The sequence below is a fragment of the Telluria sp. ZT3P39 genome (assembly GCF_059685935.1).
This window is the reverse complement of sequence record NZ_JCASIH010000012.1, coordinates 21,339-34,857: the sequence shown is the minus strand read 5'-3', so window position 1 is coordinate 34,857 and position 13,519 is coordinate 21,339. Positions and strand designations below refer to the sequence as shown.

Below are 13,519 nucleotides of genomic sequence, written 5' to 3'. Positions count from 1 at the left end.
GCCGCATTATCAAGAAACGCGACCTGCGTGATGCGTCCTGCTACCCGAGCGAGCGCAGGCAGTAATCGAGCATCGCGGCCTGCACGCCCGGGTCTTCGCCGATCGCCCCGGCGACCTGCAGGCGCAGGCCGGGATGTTCCGTGCGGATGGCGTCGGCCAGCAGCGGCAGGTCGCGCAGCAGGTGCCCGCCCTGCCCCAGGAAGACCGGGACCACGGTGATGTCGTCGACGCCCTCCTGCACCAGCGCGTCGACCGTGGCCGGCAGGCGCGGCTCCATCAGTTCGAGGAAGGCCAGCTGCACGCGGCAATCGGGCAGGCGCGCGGCGGTGGCGTCGCGCAGGCGCTCGAAAGGCGCGGCCCAGGAGGCGGCGCGGGCGCCGTGGGCGAACAGGACCAGGGCGCGTGTCATCAATGCCTTTCCACCCACCACAGGGCGCCCAGCGCCAGCAGCAGGAACAGGGTACTGGGCGCGGCAGCCGTGAAGAAGGCCGGCAGCGTGGCCAGTACGCCAAGGTGGGCGAACAAGGCATTGAGCAGCAGGAAGCTCACGCCGATCATGATGCCGACAAAAATCTTCAGGCTCACGCCGCCGCTGCGCGTGTGCAGGTAGGCGAAGGGCAGCGCCAGCGCCATCAGCACCAGGATCGACAGCGGGTCGATGATCTTCTTCCAGAAGGCCATCTTGAAGCGCTCGGTCTCCTGGCGGTTCTCGGCCAGGTGGCGGGTGTAGACCGCCAGCTCGTTGGCCGACATGCGCTCGGGGTCGGAGCGCGACACCGACAGGATCTTGGGCGTGATTTCCGAGGCCAGGTCGAAGGAGGCCAGCTTGCGCGTGCTGACGGCCGCCGTGTCCTGGCCGAAGCTGGCCTGCAGGCTTTGTCCCTGCGGCCGCGGGCTTCCCGGCGCCGGCAGACTGCGGCTGTTCGAGAACATGGTCTCGGTGACGCCGGTCAGGCGCCAGGTGTTGTTGCCGCTATAGCTGCCGCCGCTGGCGGTGATCAGGGCGCGCATGCGCATGTTGGCGTCGAACTCGTACAGGCGCACGTCGACCAGCTGGCCGTCGGGACGGATCTGGCGCACGTTGAAGAAGCGGGTGCCGACGACCGGGCCGCGCACGCCCTCGGCGTGGATGCTGTCCTTGGTCCACATGCCGGAGCGGAAATCGGCCGACAGCGTCGAGCCCTTGGCGGCCAGGCGCACGCGCTCGGCCAGCGGCGCGGTGCGCGGGGTAATCAGCTCGCCGAACACGAAGGTGATCACGACGAACACGATGCCGATCCTGAACAGCATCCAGGCCGCCATCCGGGTCGACATCGAGGACGCGCGCATGATGGTGAATTCGGAGCTGGCGGCGAACTGCGCCATCGTATAGATGGTGCCGATCAGGGCCGCCACCGGCATCACCTGGTAGACGTTGCCGGGCACCAGCAGCAGCACGTAGAGCAGCGCATGCTGGATTTCGTAACCGCCCTTGCCTACCGAGGGCAGTTCGCCGGTCAGGTCCATGAAGGAGATCAGGGCCAGGAAGGCCACCAGCACGAAGGCGACCGCCTGCGCGATGCTGACCGCGAAATAGCGTTGCAGGGTTTTCATTCGGCCTCCGCCTTTGCCAGCGGCGCGCCTGCCCTCGACCGGGTGTTCGCCATCCTGCGGCGCTTCCAGGCATTGAACAGCACCAGCGGATGCCAGCGGTGGTTGACGTTCAGGCGCCAGGCGAACAGCGCCAGCACGGTGAGCGCGGCGGCCAGGTGCAGCGGCCACCAGGCCACGGCGAATTCGAGCTTGCCGCGCTTGACGCTGTTCTCCAGCAGCTTGTTCAGGTTGTTATAGGTGAAGAAGATCAGCAGCGCCAGGATCATGTTGGCCGAGCTGCCCGCGCGCGGATTCACGAAGCCGAGCGGGATCGCCAGCAGCATCAGCACCAGGCAGACGATCGGCGCGGACATCCGCGCCAGCAGTTCGGCGCGCGTGTACTGGTTCTCGACCTTGAGCAGCGCGGAGGTGGGCAGCGCATTGATCGGCGTGTCGGCGCCGAGCACCGGCACCTTGGTCGCCACCCGCATCTTGTAGCGCTCGAATTCCATCGACTGGAAATCGGCCTGGCCCGGCGTGCCCTGGTAGCGGCGGCCGTTGGTGAGCACCAGGTACTGGCCGCCCTTGGCGTCGGACTCGATCACGCCCTCCTTGGCCACCACGATCGAATTGGCCTTGCCGTCGTTCGAGTTGACGAAGACGTTCTGCACCACGGTGGCGCCGGCGGTGGAGCGCTCCACGAAGAACACGCGGTCGGCGGACGACGATTCGCGGAACTGGCCCGGGGCCACGCGCTTGAGGTCTTCGCGCTTCTGGAAGCGCTCGACGAATTCGGTGCGCTTGAACGCTGCCCAGGGCGCGACATACATCGACAGCACCGCCACCAGCAGCATGATCGGCAGCCCGAAGCCGAGTACCGGACGGATCCAGCGCCGCAGCGACATGCCCGAGGCGAACCACACGACCATCTCGGAATCGCGGTAGCTGCGCGTGACCGCGGCCAGCACCGAAATAAAAGTGGTGAGCGTGAGGATGGTTGGCAGATAATTCAGAATGGCGAAACCGATGAGGGCCAGCACGTCGCTCGAGGCGACCTTGCCGCCGGCGGCCTTGCCGAGGACGGAAATCAGGGTCCAGGTGACGAGGACGGTGAACAGCACCGTGAAGGTGGCCCCGGCCGAACTAAGCAATTCACGTTGCAGGGCGCGTCGAAAGATCATTCAATAGATATAATTGCAGGTTAGGCACGGCGGTAGGCAGCACGCCGCAGACATCAAAACGGAGAACCAAAAATGGACTTTAGCATAAAAGCATTCGACACCAAGAACACCCTGGCCGCTGCAAAAGCCGGCGTGCTGGCAGTGGCTGTGTTCGAAAACAAGAAACTGTCGCAGGCTGCAAAAGCCCTGGATGCCAGCGGCGAGATCACCGCGGCGGTCAAGTCCGGCGACATCAGCGGCAAGGCCGGTTCCACCCTGCTGCTGCGCGGTGTCGCCGGCGTGGCCGCGGCGCGCGTGCTGCTGGTGGGCATGGGCACCGATGAAGCCGTGAGCGAGAAAAGCTTCAGCTCCGCCATCGGCGCGGCCATGAAGGTCTTCGGCACCCTGGGCAGCCAGGATGCCATTATCGCATTCCCGGTAGCGGATGTGAAAGAGCGCGACATCAACTGGGCAGTGCGCGCACTCGTGATCGCGGCCAACGAAACCGAACACCGCACCGACACGCAAAAGAGCAAGAAGGATCCAGCCGTCGCCGGCGTACGCAAGATCACCATCGCGGTGGACGCCGCCAACGCCGTCACGCAGCTCAAGCCGGTGCTGGCGCAGGCCGTGGCGATCTCGAACGGCATGGCGCTGACCAAGGAACTGGGCAACCTGTCGCCGAACGTCTGCACCCCGACCTACCTGGCCAACACCGCGCGCGAGCTGGCCGGCGAATTCGGCTTCGACATCGAAGTCCTGGAGCGCAAGCAGCTCGAGGCGCTGAAGATGGGCAGCTTCCTGTCGGTGGCCAAGGGCAGCGACGAAGCGCCGAAGTTCATCGTCCTCAAGCACATGGGCGGCAACAAAAAGGACGCGCCTGTGGTCCTGGTCGGCAAGGGCATCACCTTCGACACCGGCGGCATTTCGATCAAGGCCGGTCCCGGCATGGACGAGATGAAGTACGACATGTGCGGCGCCGGCTCGGTGCTGGGCACCTTCCGCGCGATCGGCGAGATGGGCCTGAAGCTCAATGTCATCGGCATCGTGGCCGCCTGCGAGAACATGCCCTCGGGCCGCGCTTCGAAGCCGGGCGACATCGTCACCTCGATGAACGGCCTGACCATCGAAATCCTGAACACCGACGCCGAAGGCCGCCTGATCCTGTGCGACGCCCTGACCTATGCCGAGCGCTTCAAGCCTGCGGCGGTGGTGGACATCGCGACCCTGACCGGCGCCTGCATCGTCGCGCTGGGCCACCACACCAGCGGCCTGTTCACCCGCCACGACGACGCCAGCGACGCGCTGGCCGAGGAGCTGATGGACGCGGGCAAGCAGGCCGGCGACGTCGCATGGCGCTTCCCGCTGGGCGAGATCTACAACGAGCAGCTCAAGTCGAACTTCGCCGACCTGGCCAATATCGGCAGCCCGGGCGCGGCCTCGATCACGGCGGCCTGCTTCCTCGAGAACTTCACCCGCAACTACACCTGGGCCCACCTGGATATCGCAGGCACGGCCTGGAAGTCGGGCGCGGCCAAGGGCGCGACCGGCCGTCCGGTGCCGCTGCTGACGACTTTCCTGATGAATCGCGTGTGATGCGATGACGCGCTGGGGTGAAATATTCTTTCACCACAGCGCTTGCGGTGAAATTTTATTTCACCAATGAAAACAGCCCCGCTTGCGGGGCTGTTTCTTTTCTGGAGCGCGCTCAGAACATGGGGCTGTCGACGCGTTGCGCCACGGCCAGCTCATCGCGCGGCTTCACCGGCACCATCAACACCGTCATATTCGCCGGATACGCATACCCCGCCCCAGAATGCCGGTCCACCAGCTGCCCCAGCCCCGCGGTGAAGACGACATTGCCCATCAGGCTGCTTGTATCCGCGCGTGAGCCGACCGATTCCTGGGCCAGTCCCAGGCCCTCTTTCCTGCAGCTGACGGCCAGCGGCTGCGTGCTGCGGCTGACGGTGACGCGCCCCGGCAGGACGACGAACCAGCGGCCCATGTCGTTGCTCAGCACGCAGCCTACCCCGCCGACTTCCTGATAGTCGAGCACGGCATGCAGTTCGAGTTGCTGTTGGGGAGAATCGGACAGCGTCGCGCAGCCGCCCAGGACGAGCGGCGCGGCGAGCAAAAGGGAAAGATAAGGCTTCATGCCCCTATTAACGGCAGGCAATAGCAAATGCTGAAGGGTGGCTCAGGATGCCAGCGGCGCGAAGCGCGGCACGGCCACGCCGTCGACCATGAGGGTCTCGAAGAATGCGTCTTTCGGACGCACCCAGACGGCGCCGTCGGCGCCGCGGTAGACCATCACGGGTGTATGGTCCGCTTCCAGCACGGCTTCGCAGACCAGCTCGTAGAGACCGCCCTTGTAGTGGCGGTAGCTCGTCAAGCCTTGGCTTCTTCCAGCGCCTTCTGCTTCTTCTTGAGGCCCTGGATCACCTTGAGCACGCCTTCGATGCCGGCGGCTTCATCCAGTTCGCTGAAGGCGTCGAGGACTTCGTTGAGCACGCGGTTGCGAACCATCGCTTCATCCTGCGTGAGGGCAGGCTTGTGCTCGGGTTCCTTGGCGACGAACTTCGATGGTGCTTCGGCCGCAGCCTTGGCGCCATGGGTCAGGGCCGCTTGCCAGATCACCCAGCGGCGCTGGGTTTCATACACGAGGTATTCCTCGGGCTTGTCTTCGCGGCGGCGAACGATATGGCCTTCGCGTTGGGCCCACGCTTCGAATGCAGTGCGCATTTCAGTCCTTTGTAAATCGTCGTTCGGTTTCATTTGCTATTGAAAAAACAATGTTTTCAAATAGTACCATGTTGCATTGTGCCAAACGGTCCGCACGATTGCGCAAAAGCATGATGGCGTCCGAACATGTTTCAATCTGCAAATAGTACAACGTTAGTTGCACCAACGCAATAACTTTATTCCCGCACAGAAACAGTGTTAAATTCTGTGATGCTAGTTTAATGCTTTTACGAATGGTTTTACAGCCCCGCTCGTAAGAGCACCAAGAATATTTATTTTCTACTAATTTATTCTAGCACAGCAGATTGCCGGCGACACAAGCATATAGGCGTTTTAGCAACAATAATAGTTATACTCGCATAAATACAAGTGTTACATCATGCAGATTATTCCAGATGCCTAGCCAAAAGAAATAGGCGCCGGACAAATCGGGCCTGGCGTAGGGATCGGTACGGAAGCCCGGCTAGCGGTTATCATGCCGCTTTTACATCACGACACGCTGCTGACCATGAAGATCGCCACCTGGAACGTCAATTCGCTGAAAGTGCGCCTGCCGCACCTGCTCACCTGGCTCGAAGCCAATCCGGTCGACGTGCTCTGCATTCAGGAGACCAAGCTCACCGACGATAAGTTCCCGGTGGCGGAAATCAATGCGGCGGGCTACCAGGTCGCCTTCAGCGGACAAAAGACCTATAACGGCGTGGCGATCCTGTCCAGGCACCCGATCGAAGACGTGCAGAAGAACAATCCGCATTTCGCCGACGAGCAGCAGCGCCTCATCGCCGCCACCATCAAGGGCATGCGCATCATCTGCGCCTATGTCGTCAATGGCCAGGAAATCGGCAGCGACAAATTCGCCTACAAGATGGCGTGGTTCGCGGGACTGCAGGCCTGGGTCGCCGAGGAGATGCGCGCGCACCCGCAGCTGGCCGTGCTGGGCGACTACAACATCGCGCCGGAAGCGCGCGACGTGCACGACCCGGCGGAGTGGGAAAACCACATCCACTTCACGCCGCCCGAGCGCGAGATCCTGCAGAATTTCATGGCGCTCGGCCTGGCGGACGCCTTCCGCCTGTTCGAGCAGCCCGAGAAGCAGTACAGCTGGTGGGATTACCGCCAGATGGCCTTCCGCCGCAACCGCGGGCTGCGCATCGACCACATCCTGCTGAGCGAGGCGCTGGCCAAACGCTGCACGGCCTGCCACATCGACCGCGAGACCCGCAAGTGGGAGCAGCCGTCGGACCACGCGCCGGTGGTGGCGACGCTGGAATAAGCGCAGTGCAAGCGGTCGGCGAAGCCGACCACCCTACACGCCCAGCAGCCGCGCCGCCGCCGCCGCCGGCAGCGGCCGCGCAAACAGATAGCCCTGCGCGAACTGGCAGCCATGGCTCTTCAGGAGCGCGTACTGCCCTTCCGTCTCCACGCCTTCGGCCACGACCGACAGCTGCAGGCTGTTGGCCAGCGCCATCACGGCCGCGACGATGGCGCGGTCTTCCGCGCTGGCCTCGATCTCGCGCACGAAGGCGCGGTCGATCTTGATCTTGCGGACCGGGAAGCGCTTCAGGTAGGCCAGGCTCGAATAGCCGGTGCCGAAGTCGTCGATCGACAGGCGCATGCCCATGCCGTTAATCTGGCGCAGGATCTCGAGCGTGCGCCCGCCATGCTGCATCAGCGCCGTTTCCGTGATCTCGAACTCCACCAGCGACGGGTCGATGCCGGTCTCGCCCAGGATGCGGCGCATCGAGTCGACCAGGCCGTCGTGCATGAACTGGCGCGCCGACAGGTTGATCGCGAGCGGCACCGCGCCCAGGCCCTGGGACTGCCAGGCCATGCTCTGCTCGCAGGCGCTGCGGATCACCCACTCGCCGACCGGCACGATCATCCCGTTCTCTTCCAGGATCGGGATGAATTCGTCCGGCCCCACCAGCAGGTCGCCGCCGCCCTTCCGCCAGCGCAGCAGCACCTCGAGTGCATGCAGGCGGCGCGTGGCGGTGTCGATGATCGGCTGGTAGTGCAGCTCGAACTCGCTGCGCGCCAGCGCGTTGCGCAGGTTCGATTCGAGCTCGAAGCGGTGCGCGGCGGCCTGGTTCAGGCGCTGGTCGAAGAACTGGTAGTTGTTGCGGCCGGCCGCCTTGGCGTGGTACATCGCCGCGTCGGCATGGCGCATCAGGGTGTCCACATCCTCGCCATTGTCCGGGCACAGGCAGATGCCGATCGAGGGCGTGATGTGCAGGCTGTGGCCGTCCAGCGCGAAGGGCGTGGCCAGCGCCTGGATGATCTTGTCGGCGACCTGCGCGCATTCCTGGGCCCCGCCGGCCTCGGGCAGCAGCACCACGAATTCATCCCCGCCCAGGCGCGCCACGGTGTCGCTCTCGCGCACCGCCGCGCACAGGCGCCGCGCGACTTCGCGCAGCAGATGGTCGCCGGTGGCGTGGCCGAGCGAATCGTTGATGGTCTTGAAGCGGTCGAGGTCGAGGAACATCACGGCCAGCTTGCGGCCGCTGCGCTGGCTTGCCTTCAGCGCGCAGTCGATGCGGTCGGACAGCAGCGCGCGGTTAGGCAGCCCGGTCAGGCTGTCGTGGTAGGCCATGTGGTGCACGCGCGCCTCGGCCTGGCGCCGTTCGTTGATTTCTTCCTGCAGCAGCGCGTTCGCCCCGGCCAGTTCGGCGGTGCGTTCGGCCACCCGGACTTCCAGCTCGTCGCGCGCGCGGCGGATCGCATCGGCCGCTTCGCGCCGCGCGGTGACGTCGTCCAGCAGCCAGACGCTGCGACCGCGCTTTTCCGAAGCGTCGAACAAACGCCCCGACAGGCGCGCCCAGAAGCGGGTGCCGTCACGCCGCGTCAACCGGTATTCGGCGGTATGCACCTGGCCGGCGCCGAAGCTGCGCGCGGTCTCCACCCGCGCCAGGCGCCAGGTGGCTTCGTCCGGATACAGGGCGCGCACCGGCGTGCCGTCCATGCCGCCGGCCGGGCTGCCGAACAGCTCTTCCATCTTGGCGTTGCAGTGCAGGGTCACGCCCTCTTCCACCACCGCGATGCCGAGCACGGCGTTGTCGAGGATGGCGCGGTTCTCCAGCAGGGCGTTGCGCAGCTGGATCTCGTCGCAACGCTCGCGCCTTCGGTCTTCGAACATCCAGATCGTGCCCAGTTCCGGATCGTCCTGGTTGAACAGATAGCCGTGGAGCTGTCCCCAGATGCGCGAGCCGTCCTTGCATACCAGCTCGGTCTCGCTGCGGTAGGGAATGCCGCGCGCCAGCTGCGGGTAGGCGGTGGCGCCGAAATCCTGGAAGGCCTGCTCGTCAGGATAGACGATGCGGGTGGAACGGCCCAGCGCCTCGCCGTCGCGGTAGCCGAACATGCGGGCAAAGGCCGGGTTGTAGCGCTGGATGACGCGGTTACGGACGAACATGATGCCGACCGTCGCATTGGTCATGATCGCCTGTACCTCGATCAGGGTCTGGCGCACGTCGGTGACGTCTTCCACGATCCAGATGGTGCCGGCTTCGCGCGCGCCGGGATCGACCGCGCGGCCGCGCAGGCGCGCCCACATCATCGAGCCGTCGCGGCGGCGGAACGGATGCTCGCCTTTTTCGAACAGGCCGCCGGCGGCCAGCACCGGATAGGCTTCGGTCACCAGCGCCTGGTAATCGGGCGGCGATCCGAAGACCTCCATCGGATGCAGGCGCGACAGCTCGGCATGGGTGTAGCCCAGCATTTCGCAGATGCGCGGATTGCAGGACTTGAACTGGCCCGGCAGCGTGAAGACGATGCCGACCGGGGCGTTCTCCAGGATGGCGCGCTGCTCGCGCAGCGCGATCTGCAGCATCTCCTGCTCGATGGCGGCCGCCTCCAGCGGGGTGCGCCGGGGAAGGTCGGTGGCGGTGCTCCCTGCCGTGAGCGGGTGCTTGGTCGAGAGTCGGTGCATGGTGATTCTTGTTTGCCAGGGCTACGTTGCCTTTTAGCAATCATAAACCACAAAGGGCCGATGCTCCAAAACTAACAAGCACGAAAGAGCGACCGTGTTGTTGCGGCCCCTCACGCAACTTCAGTTAACCGTTCAGAAACAGTCGCCGGGCACCCGCACCCAGCCTTCCATCAGCACCCGCGCGCTGCGGCTCATGATGGCCTTGGACACGCTCCACTGGCCGTCCGCCTCTACCGCATCGGCGCCGACCCGCAGCGTGCCGGACGGGTGGCCGAAGCGCACCGCCGTACGGGCGCCGCCGCCGGCCGCCAGATTGACCAGGGTGCCGGGAATGGCGGCCGCGGTGCCGATCGCCACAGCGGCCGTGCCCATCATCGCGTGGTGCAGCTTGCCCATCGACAGGGCCCGCACCAGGAGGTCGACGTCGCCCTGGGCCACCTGCTTGCCGCTGGAGGCGACATAGCCGGCCGGCCTGGCGACAAACGCCACCTTCGGGGTGTGCTGGCGCTTGCCGGCTTCCTCGATGCTCGCGATCAGGCCCATGCGCAGCGCGCCATGGGCGCGGATGGTCTCGAACATGGCCAGCGCACGCGCGTCGCCGTTGATCGCGTCCTGCAGCTCGGTGCCGTCGTAGCCGAGCGCCTCGGCATTGACGAAGATGGTCGGGATGCCGGCGTTGATCATGGTCGCCTTGAGCGTACCGACGCCGGGGACGTCGAGTTCGTCGACCAGGTTCCCGGTCGGGAACATGGCCCCTCCGGCACCGTCTTCCTCGGCTGCGGGGTCGAGGAATTCGAGCTGCACTTCGGCCGCCGGGAAGGTCACGCCATCGAGTTCGAAGTCGCCGGTTTCCTGCACCTGCCCGTTGGTGACCGGGACGTGGGCGATGATGGTCTTGCCGATGTTGGCCTGCCAGATGCGCACCAATGCCATGCCTTGTTGTGGAATGCGTCCAGGGTCCACCAGGCCGCCGGCGATGGCGAACGAGCCGACCGCCGAGGACAGGTTGCCGCAGTTGCCGCTCCAGTCCACGAAAGGCTTGTCGATCGAGACCTGGCCGAACAGGTAGTCGACGTCGTGGTCCTGCTTCGTGCTCTTTGCGACGATGACGGTCTTGCTGGTGCTGGAGGTGGCGCCGCCCATGCCGTCGATCTGCTTGGCATAGGGGTCGGGGCTGCCGATCACGCGCAGCAAGAGCGCGTCGCGCGCCGGGCCGGGCACGCGCGCGGCTTCGGGCAGGTCGTCGAGGCGGAAGAAGACGCCCTTGCTGGTGCCGCCTCGCATGTAGGTGGCGGGGATCTTGATTTGGGGGGTGTGAGGCATGACGTAATCCGGGAAATTGGAATGGACGAGGAACGTAGGGTGGTCGGCTCCGCCGACCGCGCGTTCAAATCACATCTGAATTGTGGCGCGGCTGTCCAAACGCCGCTTGAACGCGCGGGCGGGGAATCCGCCCACCCTACGATTACGCAGCGGCTTTAGGCGCCGACGACTCGAGGAAGTCCTGCGCGAAGCGCTGCAGCACGCCGCCCGCCTCGTAGATCGCCACTTCCTCGGCCGTGTCGAGCCGGCAGGTGACCGGCACCTCGAGACGCTCGCCGCTGCGGCGATGGATCACGAGCAGCAGGTCGGTACGCGGCGTGCACTTGCCCACCACATCAAACGTTTCGGTGCCGTCGATGCCAAGCGTGAGGCGGTTCACGCCCGGCTTGAACTCCAGCGGCAGCACGCCCATGCCCACCAGGTTGGTGCGGTGGATGCGCTCGAAGCCTTCAGCCACGATCGCCTCCACGCCCGCCAGGCGCACGCCCTTGGCCGCCCAGTCACGCGACGAACCCTGGCCGTAGTCGGCGCCGGCGATCACGATCAGCGGCTGCTTGCGCTCCAAATAGGTCTCGATGGCTTCCCACATGCGGGTCACCTGCCCTTCCGGCTCGATGCGCGCCAGGGAACCCGCCTTCACGCTGCCGTCCTCGCCCCGCACCATCTCGTTCTTGAGCGTCGGATTCGCGAAAGTAGCGCGCTGCGCCGTCAGGTGGTCGCCCCGGTGGGTGGCGTAGGAGTTGAAGTCTTCTTCGGGCAGGCCCATCTTCGCCAGGTATTCGCCGGCGGCGGAGTCCAGCATGATCGCGTTCGACGGCGACAGGTGGTCGGTGGTGATGTTGTCGCCCAGGACCGCCAGCGGACGCATGCCAGAGAGCGAACGCTCGCCGGCCAGCGCGCCTTCCCAGTACGGTGGACGGCGGATGTAGGTGCTCATGGGGCGCCAGTCGTACAGCGGGCTGACCTTGACGCCGTCATCAAGCACGCGCGCGAACATCGGCGTGTACACCTTGCGGAACTGGTCCGGCTTGACGCTGGATTCGACGATGGCGTCGATTTCCTCGTCGCTCGGCCACAGGTCGGCCAGGCGGATCTCGCGGCCATTGGCGTCCAGGCCCAGCACGTCCTTTTCGATATCGAAGCGGATGGTGCCGGCAATCGCATAGGCCACCACCAGCGGCGGCGAGGCCAGGAAGGCCTGCTTGGCGTAGGGGTGGATGCGGCCGTCGAAATTGCGGTTGCCCGACAGGACGGCGGTCGCGTACAGGTCGCGGTCGATGATCTCCTGCTGGATGCTCGGATCGAGCGCGCCGCTCATGCCGTTGCAGGTGGTGCAGGCGAAGGCGACCACGCCGAAGCCGAGCTTTTCGAGCTCCGGCATCAGGTTTGCTTCTTCGAGGTAGAGCGCGACGGCCTTGGAGCCCGGCGCCAGCGAGCTTTTCACCCAGGGCTTGCGCGTGAGGCCTGCGCGGTTGGCGTTGCGCGCGATCAGGCCGGCCGCGATCATGTTGCGCGGGTTATTCGTGTTGGTGCAGCTGGTGATCGCCGCGATGATCACCGCACCGTCCGGCATCAGGCCCGGCTCATTCTCGACCACGCCCGAGATGCCGCGTGCGGCCAGCTCGGACGTCGGCACCCGCTTGTGCGGGTTCGACGGGCCGGCGATGTTGCGCACCACACTGGACAGATCGAAACTCAGCACGCGCTCGTACTGCGCGGTCTTGAGGCTGTCGGCCCACAGGCCTGCTTCCCTCGCATAGGTCTCGACCAGGTGCACGGTCTCTTCCTCGCGGCCGGTGAGGCGCAGGTATTTGATGGTCTGCTCGTCGATGTAGAACATCGCGGCGGTCGCGCCGAATTCCGGGGCCATGTTCGAGATCGTCGCGCGGTCGCCCAGGGTCAGGCTGGATGCGCCCGCACCGTAGAACTCGAGATAGCTCGACACGACTTTCGAATTGCGCAGGAATTCGGTCAGCGCCAGCACGATGTCGGTGGCGGTGATGCCGGGCTGCGCCCTGCCCGTCAGCTCCACGCCGATGATGTCCGGCAGGCGCATCCAGGAGGCGCGGCCCAGCATCACGCTTTCGGCTTCCAGGCCGCCCACGCCGATGGCGATCACGCCCAGGGCGTCGACCATCGGGGTGTGCGAGTCGGTGCCGACCAGGGTGTCGGGGTAAGCCACGCCCTGCTCCGACTGGATCACCGGCGACATGCGCTCGAGGTTGATCTGGTGCAGGATGCCGTTCCCCGGCGGGATCACGTCGACGTTCTGGAAGGCCTTCTTGGTCCACTCGATGAAGTGGAAGCGGTCTTCGTTGCGGCGGTCTTCGATGGCGCGGTTCTTGGCAAACGCGTCCGGATCGAAGCCGCCGCATTCCACGGCCAGCGAGTGGTCGACCACCAGCTGGGTCGGCACCACCGGGTTGACCAGGGCCGGGTCGCCGCCCTGCAGGGCGATGGCGTCGCGCAGGCCGGCCAGGTCGACCAGGGCGGTCTGGCCAAGGATGTCGTGGCAGACCACGCGCGCCGGGAACCACGGGAAATCGAGGTCCTGCTTGCGCTCGATGAGCTGCTTGAGCGAATCAAGCATGGTGGCCGGGTCGCAGCGGCGCAACAGGTTCTCGGCCAGCACCCGCGAGGTGTAGGGCAGCGTGTCGTAGGCGCCGGGCTGGATCGCGTCGATCGCGCCGCGCGTGTCGAAATAGTCCAGGGCGGTGCCAGGGAGGGGTTTGCGGTGATTGGTGTTCATGGCGGTGCTCGTTTAATTAGCTGACCGTGAAACCGTCATCCCGGCCTT

11 protein-coding genes are annotated in these 13,519 nt (G+C 65.5%); 2 read left to right on the top strand and 9 right to left on the bottom strand.

The genetic code is table 11. The annotated features are described in order from the left end of the window. Positions 1-40: 40 nt before the first annotated feature. The 3 genes from AC56LR_RS13165 to lptF are packed head-to-tail and all read right to left on the bottom strand — an operon-like array spanning position 41 to position 2,753. Positions 41-409 (bottom strand): sirohydrochlorin chelatase, encoded by a 369-nt coding sequence (locus AC56LR_RS13165; protein ID WP_497130948.1) that lies wholly within the window; start codon positions 407-409, stop codon positions 41-43. After that, positions 409-1,593, bottom strand: coding sequence for an LPS export ABC transporter permease LptG (gene lptG, locus AC56LR_RS13160; protein ID WP_497130946.1), 1,185 nt, complete (start codon positions 1,591-1,593; stop codon positions 409-411). The genes AC56LR_RS13165 and lptG overlap by 1 nt, the downstream gene beginning before the upstream one ends. Further along, positions 1,590-2,753 (bottom strand): LPS export ABC transporter permease LptF, encoded by a 1,164-nt coding sequence (gene lptF / locus AC56LR_RS13155; protein ID WP_497130944.1) that lies wholly within the window; start codon positions 2,751-2,753, stop codon positions 1,590-1,592. Before lptF ends, lptG begins: the two co-directional genes overlap by 4 nt. A 72-nt stretch (positions 2,754-2,825) precedes the next feature. Between lptF and AC56LR_RS13150 the strand changes: the two genes are divergently transcribed. Beyond that, positions 2,826-4,328, top strand: coding sequence for a leucyl aminopeptidase (locus AC56LR_RS13150; RefSeq protein WP_497130943.1), 1,503 nt, complete (start codon positions 2,826-2,828; stop codon positions 4,326-4,328). Between the two features lie 112 nt (positions 4,329-4,440). Here the strand turns inward: AC56LR_RS13150 and AC56LR_RS13145 are convergent, their stop codons facing one another. Genes AC56LR_RS13145 through AC56LR_RS13135 form a run of 3 tightly spaced genes read right to left on the bottom strand, consistent with a single transcriptional unit; the run spans position 4,441 to position 5,474 of the window. Further along, complete coding sequence (locus AC56LR_RS13145) at positions 4,441-4,887, bottom strand: hypothetical protein (RefSeq protein WP_497130942.1); 447 nt, start codon at positions 4,885-4,887, stop codon at positions 4,441-4,443. A gap of 42 nt (positions 4,888-4,929) precedes the next feature. Beyond that, positions 4,930-5,124 (bottom strand): DUF1653 domain-containing protein, encoded by a 195-nt coding sequence (locus AC56LR_RS13140; RefSeq protein WP_497130940.1) that lies wholly within the window; start codon positions 5,122-5,124, stop codon positions 4,930-4,932. Next, positions 5,121-5,474 carry a phiTE_015 family protein gene (locus AC56LR_RS13135; protein WP_497130938.1) on the bottom strand — a complete coding sequence of 118 codons (354 nt, stop codon included), beginning with the start codon at positions 5,472-5,474 and terminating at the stop codon, positions 5,121-5,123. Before AC56LR_RS13135 ends, AC56LR_RS13140 begins: the two co-directional genes overlap by 4 nt. 508 nt (positions 5,475-5,982) lie before the next feature. On the opposite strand from AC56LR_RS13135, the gene xth reads away from it, so the two are divergent. Continuing rightward, on the top strand, positions 5,983-6,747 hold the full coding sequence (xth, locus tag AC56LR_RS13130; RefSeq protein WP_497131087.1) for an exodeoxyribonuclease III: 765 nt from the start codon (positions 5,983-5,985) through the stop codon (positions 6,745-6,747). 33 nt (positions 6,748-6,780) lie between these two features. Here xth and AC56LR_RS13125 read toward each other — a convergent pair whose 3' ends face one another. The 3 genes from AC56LR_RS13125 to acnD all read right to left on the bottom strand — a co-directional run bounded on the left by AC56LR_RS13125 (position 6,781) and on the right by acnD (position 13,471). Further along, a complete protein-coding gene (locus AC56LR_RS13125) occupies positions 6,781-9,399 on the bottom strand; it encodes a sensor domain-containing protein (RefSeq protein WP_497130936.1) in 2,619 nt (872 codons plus the stop codon). A gap of 132 nt (positions 9,400-9,531) precedes the next feature. Further along, positions 9,532-10,722, bottom strand: coding sequence for a 2-methylaconitate cis-trans isomerase PrpF (gene prpF, locus AC56LR_RS13120; RefSeq protein WP_497130934.1), 1,191 nt, complete (start codon positions 10,720-10,722; stop codon positions 9,532-9,534). 142 nt (positions 10,723-10,864) lie between these two features. Then, complete coding sequence (gene acnD / locus AC56LR_RS13115; protein ID WP_497130932.1) at positions 10,865-13,471, bottom strand: Fe/S-dependent 2-methylisocitrate dehydratase AcnD; 2,607 nt, start codon at positions 13,469-13,471, stop codon at positions 10,865-10,867. Positions 13,472-13,519 lie beyond the last annotated feature (48 nt).